This is a genomic window from Vibrio sp. 1F279, from assembly GCF_041439815.1.
GTDB classification, from domain to species: Bacteria; Pseudomonadota; Gammaproteobacteria; order Enterobacterales; family Vibrionaceae; genus Vibrio; species Vibrio tasmaniensis_A.
Window position 1 is genome coordinate 1 of record NZ_JBGOOU010000058.1, and the last position, 15,752, is coordinate 15,752.

General features: G+C 40.0%; 12 protein-coding genes and 2 pseudogenes. 11 read left to right on the forward strand and 3 right to left on the reverse strand.

All coding sequences use genetic code 11. The features are described 5' to 3' along the window. The first annotated feature begins 89 nt into the window (after positions 1–89). Positions 90–1,238 (forward strand): DUF4268 domain-containing protein, encoded by a 1,149-nt coding sequence (locus ACED60_RS24095; RefSeq protein WP_102458606.1) that lies wholly within the window; start codon positions 90–92, stop codon positions 1,236–1,238. Further along, positions 1,235–4,465: a type I restriction endonuclease subunit R gene (locus ACED60_RS24100; protein WP_371728620.1), complete on the forward strand. Its 3,231-nt coding sequence runs from the start codon at positions 1,235–1,237 to the stop codon at positions 4,463–4,465. The genes ACED60_RS24095 and ACED60_RS24100 overlap by 4 nt, the downstream gene beginning before the upstream one ends. 221 nt (positions 4,466–4,686) lie before the next feature. Here ACED60_RS24100 and ACED60_RS24105 read toward each other — a convergent pair. Next, positions 4,687–4,968: pseudogene (locus ACED60_RS24105) on the reverse strand (IS5/IS1182 family transposase); the annotation flags it as partial. A gap of 336 nt (positions 4,969–5,304) precedes the next feature. Between ACED60_RS24105 and darA the strand changes: the two are divergent. The 8 genes from darA to ACED60_RS24145 all read left to right on the forward strand — a co-directional run bounded on the left by darA (position 5,305) and on the right by ACED60_RS24145 (position 13,034). After that, entirely contained in the window at positions 5,305–5,472 is a 168-nt protein-coding gene (gene darA, locus ACED60_RS24110) for a darobactin family peptide antibiotic (protein ID WP_157939742.1), read from the forward strand. Positions 5,473–5,761: 289 nt separating this feature from the next. Beyond that, a complete protein-coding gene (gene darB, locus ACED60_RS24115; protein ID WP_371728621.1) occupies positions 5,762–8,065 on the forward strand; it encodes a darobactin export ABC transporter permease subunit in 2,304 nt (767 codons plus the stop codon). Positions 8,066–8,067: 2 nt separating this feature from the next. Then, a complete protein-coding gene (locus ACED60_RS24120; protein ID WP_102579773.1) occupies positions 8,068–9,306 on the forward strand; it encodes an efflux RND transporter periplasmic adaptor subunit in 1,239 nt (412 codons plus the stop codon). A gap of 1 nt (position 9,307) precedes the next feature. Then, entirely contained in the window at positions 9,308–9,973 is a 666-nt protein-coding gene (locus tag ACED60_RS24125; protein WP_102579772.1) for an ABC transporter ATP-binding protein, read from the forward strand. 10 nt (positions 9,974–9,983) lie between these two features. After that, a complete protein-coding gene (locus ACED60_RS24130; RefSeq protein WP_371728622.1) occupies positions 9,984–10,373 on the forward strand; it encodes a radical SAM protein in 390 nt (129 codons plus the stop codon). Beyond that, positions 10,345–10,986, forward strand: a complete 642-nt coding sequence (locus tag ACED60_RS24135; RefSeq protein WP_371728623.1) for a hypothetical protein — start codon at positions 10,345–10,347, stop codon at positions 10,984–10,986. The genes ACED60_RS24130 and ACED60_RS24135 overlap by 29 nt, the downstream gene beginning before the upstream one ends. Further along, positions 10,935–11,285 carry an SPASM domain-containing protein gene (locus tag ACED60_RS24140; protein WP_371728624.1) on the forward strand — a complete coding sequence of 117 codons (351 nt, stop codon included), beginning with the start codon at positions 10,935–10,937 and terminating at the stop codon, positions 11,283–11,285. Before ACED60_RS24135 ends, ACED60_RS24140 begins: the two co-directional genes overlap by 52 nt. Before the next feature lie 9 nt (positions 11,286–11,294). After that, a complete protein-coding gene (locus ACED60_RS24145) occupies positions 11,295–13,034 on the forward strand; it encodes an ATP-binding cassette domain-containing protein (RefSeq protein ID WP_371728625.1) in 1,740 nt (579 codons plus the stop codon). Positions 13,035–13,187: 153 nt separating this feature from the next. On the opposite strand, the pseudogene ACED60_RS24150 reads toward ACED60_RS24145, so the two are convergent. After that, a pseudogene (locus ACED60_RS24150) lies at positions 13,188–14,153 on the reverse strand (IS1634 family transposase). A 715-nt stretch (positions 14,154–14,868) separates the two neighbouring features. Between ACED60_RS24150 and ACED60_RS24155 the strand changes: the two are divergent. Next, a complete protein-coding gene (locus ACED60_RS24155; protein WP_017083844.1) occupies positions 14,869–15,228 on the forward strand; it encodes a hypothetical protein in 360 nt (119 codons plus the stop codon). 18 nt (positions 15,229–15,246) lie between these two features. Here ACED60_RS24155 and ACED60_RS24160 read toward each other — a convergent pair. Beyond that, positions 15,247–15,752 (reverse strand): hypothetical protein (locus tag ACED60_RS24160; protein ID WP_371728626.1); only part of this gene is annotated, 506 nt, incomplete at its 5' end.

The window sequence follows — 15,752 nt, forward strand, 5'->3', positions numbered from 1 at the left end:
TCGTTACGAGATACGCTACTTCCTAAATTGCTTTCGGGCGAAATCGACTTAGAAATGCCAACCGAGAACTAAGAAAAGGATAATAAGACGTGTTTAAAATCGATACGGAATCCAATCGAATCTCAAGAATTGAAACCAAGCGTTTTAGTGAGCTTGGCTTTAGAGAGCGTGATCATTTACAAGAGTGGTTAGCCAATCAACCTGATGCTCTAGGTGAAGAATTACTGATCATCCAGAAAGAGTTTGATGGCTTTGATGATACGAGGGAGCGCCTCGACTTGTTGGCATTAGACAAAGACGGAAATCTAGTGATCATCGAAAACAAGCTCGACGACACTGGGCGAGATGTCATGTGGCAAGCACTCAAATATGCGTCTTATTGTTCTAACTTAACGAAATCGCAGATCGTTGAGATTTTCCAAAGCTATTTGGAGCGCTTCTGCGGTGGCGGCGATGCTCGCTCTCAACTTTGTGAATTTTTAGATGCTCCAGATCTAAGTGAAGTCGTTTTAAATTCAGGTATCAACCAACGCTTGATGTTAGTTGCAGCTAACTTTAGAAAGGAAGTAACAAGCACAGCATTGTGGTTATTGAATCATGATATTCAAGTTCAGTGCTTCAAGGTAACGCCGTATGCCATGGCTCAAGAGCTATTTCTGAATGTTGAACAAATTATACCGACCCCTGAGGCTAAAGAGCTGATGATAGGTATGAATGCCAAAGAAGCAGAAGAAAAAAGCACATCCATTGAGATTAAACACCGTCACAAAATTCGTCATGAGTTTTGGGAGCGGTTACTCGAAAGGATGACTGATAGCTCTTGTCGCATGTTCGATAATATTAGTCCGAGTAAAGACCAGTGGTTAGGTGCTGGTTCTGGTGTAAGAAATTGTCGGTTCAATTTAATATTTGGTACTAAAGAGGCTCGTGTCGAACTGTACCTCAGTCGACAGGCGCCAGAAGAAAACAATTTTGTCTTTGATGAGTTATTCAAGCAACGGGCTGATATAGAAGAAAAATTCGGTTCTCCTATTGATTGGCAAAGGCTTGACAGTAAGAAAGCCTGTCGAATAAAAGTGAGTAAAGAGTTTGACGGTTACAATCGCGAGCATTGGCCTGAGATCGTCGAATGGCTAATACATAACATGACAAAATTTGAGTTAGCCTTTAAATCAGCATTGCTTGAAGTTAATCGCCAGTTGAAAAGCACCAGCTTTGAGGAGCAAGGCGTTATATGAAAATAACTGAAGGCCAACTAGAACAGCTGTGTATTAATTGGTTTACCGATCAAGGTTACCTTTATAAAAATGGCTATGACATCGCACCTGATGGCGACGATCCAGAGCGTGACGATTACCACCAAGTGGTATTAAAACAGAGGCTATTAAATCAGTTAACAATCATCAATCCAGAGCTTCCGATAGAGGCACTGAATGATGTGGTTAACACGGTATCTTCCCCCGATACGCCCATTCTTATTAAAAACAACCGCGCTTTCCACAAGTTTGTGATTGAAGGGGTGCCTGTCGAATACACGGCTGTTGAAGATGGCGAATCGAAGACAAAGCATACTCACGCTCAGTTAATGGATTTTACGACGCCAGATAACAATGAGTTCCTTATCGTGAATCAGTTTACGATTACAGGTACAAAAGGTAATCGCCGTCCTGATGTTGTGGTGTTTATTAACGGACTACCCATCTCTGTTATCGAGTTAAAAAATCCAGCAGATGAACATGCCGATATTTGGAATGCCTTTAACCAGCTTCAAACCTACAAAGATGAAATTTCAGATTTGTTTATTTTCAATGAGGCTTTGATTGTCAGCGATGGTTGGACGGCTCGTGTTGGTTCATTAACTGCAAATAAAGAACGATTCTTACCTTGGAAAACAGTTGCCACAGAAGACGATAGACCGCTGTTAGAATTTCAATTAGAAACCATGGTTCGTGGTTTTTTCAAGCAAGATTTACTACTTGATTACATTCGTTACTTTGTACTATTTGAAACCGATAACGACAAAATAATCAAGAAAATAGCAGGTTATCACCAGTTCCACGCTGTGAGAGCGGCGGTTGAGGCAACGGTTCGTGCTGCTAATACCTCTGGTCACTTCCTAGAGAGCACAATTCCAGCGCTAGAAAAGATCAAGCAAGGCAGTGGTAAGGCTGGGGTTGTTTGGCATACTCAAGGGAGTGGTAAAAGCATCTCTATGGTTTGCTATGCGAGTAAACTGTTACAGCAAGCCTCAATGAATAACCCGACGATCGTGGTGGTGACGGATAGAAATGATCTTGATGGTCAGCTTTATAACACCTTTGGGATGGCGCAAGAGACGTTAAAGCAAATACCTCAACAAGCGGACGACCGAGATGCATTGCGTGAGCTGCTTTTAAATCGGCAGTCTGGCGGTATCATATTCACGACGATTCAAAAGTTCGCTTTATTAGATGAAGAGACAGAGCACCCTAGACTGTCTGAGCGAAGTAATATCGTTGTCGTTTCTGATGAGGCGCACCGCAGCCAGTATGGCAACAAGTCAAAGATGGTGGAAGTGAAGGACAAAAACGGCACTGTAACGGGTCACAAGTACGTTTATGGTTATTCCAAGTATATGCGTGACGCATTGCCTAATGCTTCATTCATAGGCTTTACAGGGACACCTATAGCAATGGATGACAAAGACACGCGTGGTGTTTTTGGTGAGTACGTCTCTATCTATGATATTCAAGATGCCGTAGATGATGGTGCCACTGTGCCTATCTACTACGAATCTCGCCTCGCTAAGCTTGATATTAACCAAGATGAAATTGAGCAACTTAACGATAAAGTTGAAGACGAGATTGGTGAAGATGAAGAAACGGCAGATCGTGAAAAAGTAAAATCAGAATGGGCAACATTAGAAAAGTTGGTAGGCGCAGAGCCTCGCATTGAACAAGTAGCAAAAGATCTGGTTGAGCACTTCACCACTCGAACGTCGACATTTCCCGGCAAGGCAATGATTGTCTCGATGAGCCGAGAGATCTGTGTCGACCTCTACAATGCTATTGTTGCTATTAAACCAGAGTGGCATCACCCAGATACCGATAAAGGTGCAATCAAGATTGTGATGACTGGCTCTGCATCAGACAAAGAAAAGATGCAGCCTCACATCCATGATAAGAAAACAAAAAAACTATTCGAGAAGCGTTACAAAGATACTGACGATGAGCTTCAACTCGTTATCGTTCGAGACATGTGGTTAACAGGGTTCGATGCGCCTTGTTGTCATACCATGTATATCGATAAACCAATGAAAGGGCATAACCTGATGCAGGCGATTGCTCGTGTAAACCGAGTATTTAAAGATAAGCCTGGTGGTTTGGTTGTCGATTATATTGGTATCGCTAATGAGCTTAAAAATGCATTAAAAACCTATACCAACAGCCAAGGTAAAGGGCAACCCACTGTCGATACCGCAGAAGCGTTTTCAGTATTGATGGAGAAAGTCGATATCATCAGGGGGATGTTTGCAACCCCTGTGGATACAAAGGTATTCAACTACCGTCCTGACTTTGAAACAGACGCATTGCGGTTATTACCGGGAGCGGTAAACCATTTGTCAGGTTTGTCTCACACCGATGCTAACGGTAAAGAAGTCAGAGACGGAAAGAGACGGTTCTTAGATGTGATGGCAGCGCTTACTAAGGCATATTCACTATGTAATACCATGGATGAAACTCACGGTTATAAGAACGAAATTGCTTTTTATTCTGCGATCAAGACGGCTTTCATCAAGCACTCAACGGTAGATAAAAAGCGTACCGATGAAGAGCGCAATACAGCATTGAAGCAAATATTAAACAATGCGGTAGTCGCTGATGGTGTCGATGATATTTTCTCAATGGTTGGCTTAGATAAACCCAATATTGGTCTTCTCTCGGAAGAGTTCTTAGAAGATGTGAAGAACATGAAAGAGAAGAACCTTGCTGTAGAGCTGTTAGAAAAGCTGCTTCGTGATGAGGTTAAAGCTCGGATGAAGAACGATGTCGTACAAGAGAAGAAATACTCTGAACGAATTATGTCGACGCTGCAAAAGTACCATAACCGCAGCATTGAAACAGCTCAGGTCCTTGAAGAGCTGATTCAATGGGCCAAAGAGATGCAAGAAGATGGAGAGTTACTAGATAAGCTCAACCTTTCTGTCGACGAAATTGCCTTCTATCGTGCTTTGGTCGACAACGAATCCTCGGTTAGAGAGCTTGGTGATGACAACTTACGTAAGCTTGCTATAGAACTGACTCATCAATTGCGTAAGTCAGCTACGGTTGATTGGCAAAAGAGGGACAGCGTCCGTGCTCGTATGCGAAATCTTGTTCGTCGATTGCTACGCAGATGGAAGTACCCACCTGATGCGGCTGAAGAAGCAATTAAGCTTGTGTTAGAACAAGCTGAAGTGCTAGCTGATGGTTGGTATGCAGCTTAAGTAAAATAAAGGCAAGGTTTTAAAACCTTGCCTTTTGCGTATTTATTCATTACTGATTTTCACATGTAGTGTGGTATTGGCTGGGTCAGAATACATAAAGTAATGAACTGAGGATTATGTAGACCATCGACTCTAAATGATTTCTGTCCATTTTTTAGGTATTTTGAGGCTTTGTTGCGTAATTCAGTTTAGATCCAGAGTCGTCCCGTTTAGTGTATTTCTTAGTCAAGACGACAAGTTTCAGGCATACCTAACCCAGTAAGCTTGTTCAACGCTTTTATCATCGCGTAAGTTTCCCCACCTGTGCATTGTAATTTCTTAAGCTCAATCGTCCTCCTATCAACTATTTAACTCGATACATCGCTGTTTTTGAGAGTGAACGTTTGTGATAACCATACCGCTGTTTCCAAGACTTATTTGAACCTACAACTTCTGGCAACCAACTTCGAGATTTCGGGGGTGGCCACGCTCCCAGAAGCTGAGCCTTCTCTTGGAGGGATGAGCGCTGCCGTGATGGCTAAATCACTGAATCGATGAGGCCAACTGCACTTATTCTGTTTGCTTTACACCGCCTCTTCATCAATCCAAAAGGTCAGAGAACCACGGTTAATGAGCGCTTGGTTGTATTGCTTCTAGTTGGTTGTTTTGTAAAGAGGTGAAGGCTTAAAGCTACGAGAGGGAGTGAATGTAGCTGAGCAGAGCGTAGGTTCTGGATTTAGTTTCACTGAATTACGCAACAAAGCCAAATATAAATTATGTTTAATTTAATTCCATTTCAGGACTCCCAAGGATATTTTTCGTCGCTGTATATATTTCCAAAAAAATAAGGAATAATTATTATGATTATCGTAGAAAAAGAAAAAGTATCAATTTCTGAGAGATTAGATGCGTTAATGAGTAGTTTTTCAGAAATGAACTTAGAACTTACAAAATTTGATCAGGAGCAAGTAAATAGTATTAATATTGCACCTCCTATTACAGCTTGGAACTGGTCGAAATCATTCTAGAATTCTTAGTGTAGACTGTCAGATAGCCGTAGTTTTGGCAGTCTATATCAATGTGATAAACAAGGTGGAATATATATTTATTTTACCTGATTGTTGTAAAAATTGTCTAAGCACATAGTTCTACCGTGCATTATTACCTTAGTTCTAAAATATACGATGTTTAGTGTCAATGGCAGCCTTATTTATACTTAGTTCACTTTAGTAAGTCATATGAGAAATTAAAAAATATCGAACTCTTTTCTATGATTTTATGATTTTTTCAGTAAGTCGTTTTAAATAGGAATTTTAGATGTTGAAAACTTTTACTAGCCCAAAGACATTGTCTTCCATAACGGGTATGTTTTCTATTTCATTAGGCACTGTTTTACTTGGTGTGATGCTGGTCTTTATGTGGTCCGATCATGATATAAATAGCCAAATTAGCGAGACCGTATTTAAGATAGAGACGCAATTTAACCTACCTAATGGCGATCATGTAAAGAGTTCAAAAGCCCCTGCTGCCTTACTTTCGAAACTTCGTGAACACCCACAGGTTAAAAGCGTCGGTAGGGTTAAAAGTGAATTGGTCACTATCTCCTATGGCACTGAAGAAGTGAAAAGTGCCGACGTACTTGCGATGGATGAATCGGCCCGAAAGATGCTAAAACTTGACAATGACGGTGAGTTCGCAATGAGTAGCAACGGGGTTTACTTGTCAGAGCCCTTTGCAAAAAAACTCACTCGAAGCCCTCGTTCATTGATCGGAAAAAGGCTTAAACTGAACGGACTAGGCCTGTACCAAGTAGAAGGCATTATTAAGTTAGATAAGCGCTCATCCATCAGACCAGATATGATCATCGCTTTTTCTCCCACTTATGATTCTGTCATCAAGTCTCAATATGACAACTGGTATGATACGCATGTCGATGTCTTTGTTGATTTAAAAAACAAAACTCCTTTGAATCTAAACCAGATTATCCTTGAAAATGCGCCACAAATTCCCGGCGCGCCTTTTACCCCTGAATCTTTTATACAATTATCGCAGCGGCCTATCTCACAGCTACATTATGATTTGAACTTTTCTGATGCGCTTGGCCTGACATTTTCAAAATCCAGCTTATACCTGATTTATGGCGTTTGTGGTTTCTCCTTTTTATTAGGCTTTGTTGGCTTTGTGAGCTCAATGATTTCCATACAGTTATCGCAAGTTGAGCGAATTAGAACAATGTTAAGTATTGGTGGAAGTTATTACCAAATTATTCTTAACGCATTAATGGAAAGAAGAATAGCGTTGCTGGGTGGGGTGGTGCTGTCGATCTCTATTTTTAATGCGGGTTTGTTTTTTTTAACTGAGGCGTTTACCTTCTTATCTGTGCTCAGTACCGAAGTTCAGTGGGTCATGTCTGTCGTGATGCTGATTTGTTTTGTAGTCGTTTATGTCACCGTGATCGCTCTGGTGGTCTCCCAAGCGATTGCATTACAAGAAGGCCAAAGCATCTCAAGGTTTTCTGACCTCAATATGGTGCACCTTACCAAATTTATAATGATGATACAGATCGTTATAACGACGATGGTCATATTCATCTCTGTGAGTGTGACCTACGAGCTGCTCTCTGTTAAACAAGTCGATTATGGATACGATATCAAACGCACGCATTATGCTAAATTGAATGGGCGTAATGACAGCAAGGCTCGTTATTTAAGGGATCGCATTGCGGAACAAGGTCAGGTTTCCGAAGTCACCAGTTGGTATCCGTTTGATAGATCGGTGAGTTACGCTTCGGTCTCAACCGCGCAACAAACCATGGATGAAAAGATCATACCGGCCAAATATTTTTACGCAGGGCCCAAGATTGTCGACATCCTAGGACTCACGGTACTGACACAAAACCATGCTGTGCCAGTCTTACGTGAAAAAGACACGTCTAAAAGAGTATTTGTGATCGTCACTGAGGCATTTTCTCACTTATTCGCCAATATTAGCGCTGAGAAATTGATTGAGCATACCTTTTACACCAATCTTGGTGATGGTGTAAAAGAGATTCAAGTTGTTGACGTTGTGAGTAACTTTTATCTGGGCAAAGTCAAGCCATCCTTTGAACCCATTATGATCATCATAGATGAGACAAAAGCCAATTATCTTATCGTGAATGATGATGCTACCAAGGTGGTATTGAACGATACTACCTTTATATCCAGCCTTGATGCCCGAGATGAAGAGTATTCAGATTTGAGTACAATCGTTATTTATCTTTTGTTTGTCATCGTGTTAAATATTGTCTTGCTTTTGCTAAACACCATGACGAATTCACTGGTTGAAGTTGAGAGAAACCGGTTCTCCTTGATCATCATGAGGCAGCTAGGTGCTGGATTAAAATCGATATTTTGGTATGTGTTTAAGAATAACATACTCATTTACCTCGGTGCTTCTGGCGTTGGTGTGCTGTTGGGATACGCAGCGATCAGTAGAAAAATTCTAGCGCTTGATGGGGTGCAATTTGGCCTAAGTCATTACGTCATGTCACTATTGGTTGTGGCTGCAACGACCGCCTTTATCATTTCTCTAAGCCTCGTTATCAGTAGAAAACAGTTTCTTGCTGACCTGAAGGAATGATTATGGATTCGGCAAGAGAACCAAAACATCACCATAAGACCAAAATAGCACTGGCGATCCTTGTGTTGCTGGTTGTTATTGTGCTCATGGGTGTTAGTCAATATCGAATGATATCAACGGTCTCAAGCTCTGAGTTGGAGCTAGTCACCGTGGAGGGCTTTCGCACCAAGATCACCACCATGGGGACAATTAAACCAAGAAAATCGATTAAATTGTCGTCTGATATTGGCGGGCGGGTAAAGTACTACATTAACAAAAAACAGCCCTATGTTCAGCAAGGTGACATACTCCTTGAGTTGGAGAACTATGACTACACTTTGAACATTACAGAGAAGGTGGCTCAGGTTTCTGAACAGATTAGTAACCTCAGAAATACCCGTCTCAACCTTGCTAGCGAGATGAAATCGACACAATTGTCACTTGAAGATGCCATCTTCAACGTCAGGGTCATTTATCGAGAACTGGAACAAAAAGAGCGGTTGCTAACGAAAGATCTCATTAGTAAATCGGATGCTCAATATTTGCAAGATGACCTCTCTCGTTGGATCGCCAAGCGAAAGGTGTTGTCGACCTATTACCAGTCTCAGAAAAACAATATCCAACATCAACTGACGGAGCTTAATGAGACCGTTGATCTTCTAAAAAACTTCTTACTAAAGCTTCAGGAAAGTGAAAGAAATTTAGTAGTTCGTGCCCCAATTTCGGGGAATTTGGTTGGTTTTGACATTGAGCTAGGGCAACAGATACTCCCCAAAGAGGAATTTGGATCATTAGACATCATTGATAACTTCTTAATCGAAGTCGAGCTCAGTGAATTCTACTTGGATCGCGTCAATGAATCGATGCAAGTACTTGCCTCGTTCGATAATCGTAATGTCGAACTCAATGTTCTTAAGATTTTCCCAAAGGTAAAACAAGGTCAGTTTCGCATGCACCTTGAAGTGCGCTTACTTGAAAGCGTTGCCCGCAATATCAAAGTCGGACAATCCATCGAAATCGAACTAACCAACGCAACTGAAACGTTGCAACCCAGTGTCCCTGTGAATGCGACTTTCAAAGAAAACAGTAATGTGTTTGTCTATTTGCTTTCCAAAAATCAATCTAAGGCCGTAAAAACCCCCATCTCTATCAAAAATACCATTGGTAATGTCCTACTGGTAGACAACATGGATCTTCTTGGTAAAACGTTGATTGTTCTAGATTGGGATAAAAATTACGAAGAGGAGCTATACATTGAGTAACATGATTAAGCTTGAGAATGTCTATAAACATTTTTATACCAAAAAGCTAAAAACAACGGCATTAAATAATGTCTCTATGCAGGTCGACAAAGGCGAGTTTGTGGCAATTATGGGGAAATCGGGCTCAGGAAAATCAACCCTGCTCAATGCGATTGGGTTGTTTTCCAATATTGATTCAGGGCAATTTGAGCTCAATGGCACCAATGTCTGTGGGCTCTCTCAAAAACAGAAATTGAACTACAGGCGCGGACTATTGGGCTATGTTTTCCAGTCATTCAACCTCATTCCTGATATGACGGTACTTGAAAACGTCATGTTGCCGCTCAAGTTTCGTGGTATTTCACAGCAAGAGCGTATCGCCCTTGCCGAGAAAGAGCTCGAACTGATGGAGCTATCAAGTCGAAAAGACCATTACCCGAGTCAATTATCAGGGGGGCAGCAGCAGCGTGTTGCGATTGCAAGGGTCATGGCCTGTAAACCAGAAATCATTCTTGCTGATGAGCCGACAGGAAATTTAGATGATAAAACAGGACAAAATATTCTCGATATTTTGCAGCATGCGAACACTGCATGTAACGCCACCATCGTGATGGTCACGCACAGTGAAAAAGCGGCAAGCGTGGCAAATAGGCAACTAAAAATGGTTGAAGGAACGCTAGTAGTTTAGGGGGGGAATTATGCTTGGAGATATTTCTGTTAAGGTAGTAGATGAGCCAATCAGTTCGATTGATCAATTAGAAGTGACTGATTTTCAATATAATAGATTGGCTTCACAAATGATTGGTGAAATCAAAGGTAGTGACATTTTAGATGACGAGGAACTTGAGTTATTTAATTTTCAAATGAATAAGAGCTTTGATGCAAAGCCATTGAGAGCAAACAAGTTAGTAGTTGTTCTTAAGGCAACACGTTTATGCAACCTCAGATGTACTTACTGTCATTCTTGGGCTGAAGGACCAAATCAAACAATCAAGTTTGAGAGACTAGTGACAATTGTGAAACGTATATTATCAATACCTAATGTATCGCGGGTTGAGTTTGTCTGGCATGGTGGTGAAGTGTGGTGAAGTGACTTTGTTAAGGACTGAGTTCTTCAAAAAGCTTATATGGTTGCAAGAGCAGTTTAAACGTAAAGATCATGTTATTACCAATACTATGCAGTCGAATGCTGTTAATATCTCACGGGAATGGTTCACCTTTTTAAAAGGAATGGGCATGTCTGTCGGTATTAGTTTCGATGGTGTACCTGAAATACATGATAGCCGACGTCTCGATGTAAGAGGACGGCCAACCAGCCATAAAGTAGTAAATGGAATTAAGCAATTGAAACTATATGGAATACCATACGGTGCGCTAATTGTAGTCGACCGAGATTTGTACAATATCGAGCCGGAGAAACTCCTCAGCTACTTAACTTCGATTGAATTGAATGATATTGAATTTCTAAACATTGTGCCTGATAACCGTGCTAAACCAGGAGATGATATTGGTACAGCCTATATTAGTTATCAGGAGTATATTAAATTTTTGAGTGATGTATATAAAGTTTGGTATACTTCATATCAACAAAAAATAAAAATTCGTATGTTCGATAACTTTATTGAGGTATTATCAGGCAAAGAAAAAAATTGTCTGCATGCTATTGGTCAGGTAATTGTTCACAAGAGATTGTTACTATAGAACCTAATGGAGATGTTTCTCCATGTGATAAATATGTTGGAGAGGTTGGTAGTATCTACGGTTCGTTAATGGAATCCGATTTGGCTACTTTATTAGAAAAATCTCGTCATAATAAAGATTCAATAAAAGAAGAGGTTGAATCCCATAATCGTATGGGTGAATGTGAGTGGTTTTCTGTTTGTAATGGCGGTTGCCCACATGATCGTGTTATTAATTCCCGTCATGTTGAAGGCTATAATGATAAGTGTTGTGGTACAGGTAAATTGTTAAAAGTCATTAAAGAATCATTAGTAAAATAATTAAATATAATGGTAAAAACTATCCCAGATAATATTGTTTATGCGAAGTTGAAGTCGCTATGCGCCGAAAAATTTTGGCACATAGTTTTGATAATTATATTAAACTTTATGGTTGTTGGTAGTTCGTTCTTTATAGCTTATACGATTGAACGGTTGTTTGATAGAGAAGTGACAATAGATCGGCTCAACTCTTTTGTCGTCATGACTTTGTTGTTATTAGTCACTTTTGTAATTAGCAGCGGACTTAGAAAAAAACTAGTTTTTGATGTAAAGGAAATGCTCAGTACCAAACTTCAGAGCTTCGCTATTCGACAGCTTATGTTCAAGCCACAACAATTGTTCGATGAAGTATCACCCTCTAGTTTGCATGCAAATGTCGACCATGATATTAACGCTATCAATTTTTACCTTCACTTCATTCTTAGTATTTTTGTTCAAGCCTCTGGCACCTTACTGTGCGGATTAATTTATTTGCTTTCTACCAACTTATATATGACCTTATTGTCTGTTGTGGTTGTGCCGGTTTTGATTCTGGTTATATTTCGGATAAGTCAGAATGCTACGGCAGCTAACAACCGAAAAAGAAATGCATCATCGCTGTTTAACTCAGCTATTATTGAAACTTTGTCTGGCATTGAGTCTATAAAAATACACAAAATGGAGAACTTACTGGGTAATCAAATCGAATCCAAAGCTAAAACAGTCTATATAGAATCAAAAAAATTGCATTTTTTTGATTCTATTATATCTATAATGATAATATTCGGCGGATTTTCCAGTGTCATTTTAGTCCTTTGGGTTGGAGGGAAGAATGTTATAACAGGCTCAATGTCATCGGGTGAATTAGTCGCATTCGTGATGGTTTTACTGTTTATGTCATATTCTTTTGCCTCTATTAGTGATATTAATTCAGTTACACTTAAAGCAAAGAGTGCTATGACACATCTTAATTGTCTATTGCAGCCAGACTATAATCAATGCACTATAATTAAAAAAAATAACACGATTCACGGGGATAAGATCGATCTGATTGATCTATCATTTTATTATAATTCCTCAGAGTTCCCAGCATTAAAAAACGTATCGCACACCTTCTATAGAAACCATATTTACTCAATAGTTGGGCGTTCTGGCTCTGGTAAAAGTACACTTATAAAGCTCATATCTGGCCTATACTACAATTACCATGGCCAAATAATGTTGGGAGAAGTCGAGGGAAAAACTCTTCAAGGAAGTAAACGGGTAACTCTTGTTGAGCAAGACCCCTTCTTTTTTAGCGGTACACTATGGGAAAACATCACATTATTGCCGCGGTATACTCAGGTTGATGAGATCAGACTTAAACGTGCGTCTAAGCTATCAAATTTCGACACAGTAATGCTAAACAATGATCTAACCTTTAACAGTTATATTCATGTGAATGCTGCTAACTTATCGGGTGGCGAAAAGCAACGTCTTGCGATTGCGAGAGCGCTCTATAGTGAACAGGATATACTGATATTTGATGAAGCAACGAATTCATTGGACTTCGCTACTGAGATAGGTTTTCACCAACACCTAAAAGAGATCTCTAAAGATAAAATTGTTCTAGTAGTTACCCATAATCTAAATAATATTTATCTAACGGATCAAGTTGTTGTCGTTGATTCTGGACACATCGTTGCAGCTGATCCCCCTCAGAAAATCATTAGTAATAAGTATTTCAAGCGTATAAGTAAAGGCAAACAACGAAGCCATGGATCTGAATAATGCGTTGGCATATACCTAATCAACTTGAAGATGCAAGCTTGAGCACCTGAAAATTATCATTAATTCGAGATGTTAATCCGAGTTTCCGCATCCAATTCAGGAATAAACGGCCTCAGAGAGTCTACCTAACAATTTTGAAAGCCGAGTTTGATGCTATTGAAGCTCTGTTATAAATCGTTGACCGTTTATCTCCAAGATATCTATACCTTCGAACTTCAAGAAGACCCAACGTGCCGTCGGTTTCGACGTTGGCTTGTTCTTTACCATGCTCGGGAAGAACTCTTCGGTTTGTGTTAATTGCTCTCTGATTTTGTGCTCTAAGCTGGGGTAAACAAGCAGGCTCAACGTCATTATCATTAGCAATGCTTCAATACGTTGTGGCTTTTTCTAGCTCGGTAAACGGTCCTGCCTCTATGAAGTATTGATACCCTGTCGGTTTTTCATTTTTCTTTGGGCGACCAGGACTCGAGAAAGTAGGGACTTTTATGGTCGCGGTTTGTTCAAATCCCAGTAAGTGGCATTATTTCCTGAACTCTTTGAGCGCCAACTCTGCATTAGCATCGCAAGCGAATGGCTTTTGCTTATTTTATCTAACATATTGATTTATTTGCTAAATTTTCCTCTAAGTTATTGTAAAAATGATATCTTCTTGCTTCGTAGCTTGCTCATTGTGACTAGCAACCAGCGCTGAATAACCTTGCCGTAGTCAGAGTCTATCCAGCACCCTGAGTAGCCATTTCCTATAGCGCTTAATTGCTTTGCGAGTTTGATGATCATCGGGACGCGGGTAATGAACTTTTGCTTTTGTTCATCTAACGAGGAGATGTTTTTTCTGTGTACAAGGCGGCATCAGCGATAAAGTAACGGCTATTTTGCACGTCTTTTAGACAATGAATGTGCTTGCTAGTGACCTCAGCGAATGCCTTGGCATCATTGGTGTTACCACTGAGCGCTTGCATATAAACAGGAAGACCGGCTTGGTCTCAAAAAAGTCGGAGAACATGTGAAGTGTTCTGCTGTGATCTCCGAGTCCATCATTCGTGGTAGGCCGATTTCATGGAAAAATGCTGCAATGAGACCAAGATGAGCCAAGCGTTTAATAACAGGCTGAGTAGGCATATTTTGAGACTGTCAAATAACAGTAATAGATCAAAACTGCCGAGCGCGGTCAAGATGGTGTCGTTTTTTTTACTGATAAATGAACGCTGGATAACACTATTTTAATTATTAAATTGGGGGGCGGAATGACGGATACAATATCGCCTTTCTAAAGTCATATTTTACTGTTATTTCGTTTTACGAATGGCCCTGAATTCCTAAAAGGTGTTGTGACTTTTTAATAGTGTGATCCATTTTTCACCCCAACCCCTTTTAATATGGGCGACTTTCCCTAATAATATAAAGCCTTAGAGAAAGCACAAATTATGCAAGCGTTTAACGAAGTGGCCCTGTTTCCCCTCAATCCAATACCACACACCACGGCGCATTAATTTCAATGCGAATGGCTGTCTGTTAAGGATATAAAGACAATAAAAACAAAAAGTTATATTTAATGATGAAGGGGGAGTAGAGTGTAAAAAATTTTCAAAATCTCAACTAATTAGCCGCTGAAATCGTATTTAAAAATATGTTAAATGTATTTAATATCCATTTAACCCATGCATGGTAAGGTTTACAGGCTATTTGATTTGAAAGTGAGTGTATTTGTATTTGATTTCAATTTAGCCCTTTTCTGGCTTTGTTTGTGAGCGATTGTTAGGTTGTGATAATATGGTATCGTATTTAAATGTACATTAAATCGTATTAACCAAATTTGGTGGGAGAAAATCTAAAAATGGCGAGAAGCACAGTATTACAAGCCACAATCAAGGGGCCGCTAGAGCAAGATTTTCGCAAGTTTAAAAAGAGAGAGGGTTTAACTGATGCTGATGCGATTCGTCAGCTTTTGACATTGGCATTGCGTATTAAACTGAATGACAGTGACGATGAAAGGCCGTCGAACCGTGAGTTGATGGAAGAAACGTATCGTAGAGTTAGGCAGGTACAAGGCGTGCTAAATTTAAATTTGGCGCATAGCTTTGATGGGGAGGGGTATTATAAGAATAAAGCGGATTCGATTGAGCAAAGAAAATCCAACACCGCTTTGGTTGATAAAAGCGTCGATGAATATCTTGAAGGCGAAAAAAAAGGGTAGCCATTGGCTACCCTTTTATTATCGCTCTAACTCTCTGTCGATTTTTCTGTCTTCCCACTGACTCTCTTTCTCTGAGTGATTAAATTCCATCTCTTGTTGAGGTGAATATTCTTTTGGCTCAAAGTGGTCGAGTGATTGGCTGTCGGTTTCTTTTTTCTCATTATAGTTGAGGGTGTCTAATTCCCTCTCCTGATGAGACGTGTGCGGCTCACTTAATTCAATGTTATGTGCACTGTTATCTCGCTCTAGTTTATCAATGCACGATTTGATGTCCTCTTTAAGATTATCGTCTGACATGAATTGAATGTCTCGTCCATTAAAGTTCTCGACGATTTTCTCAATGTTGTTCGGATTTAAATCGTGGTTGCCGTGATTTAATACAATAATGATGTTCTGTCTCAGTTCATCGGTGGAGATGTTTTGAATGTCGTTCTTATGATTGACATTGATAATGTCAATCTGCCCTTGGGTTTGGTCTCGAATTAAGAATGAGTTTTCAATTGAGGTACTGATGATGGTGGTAT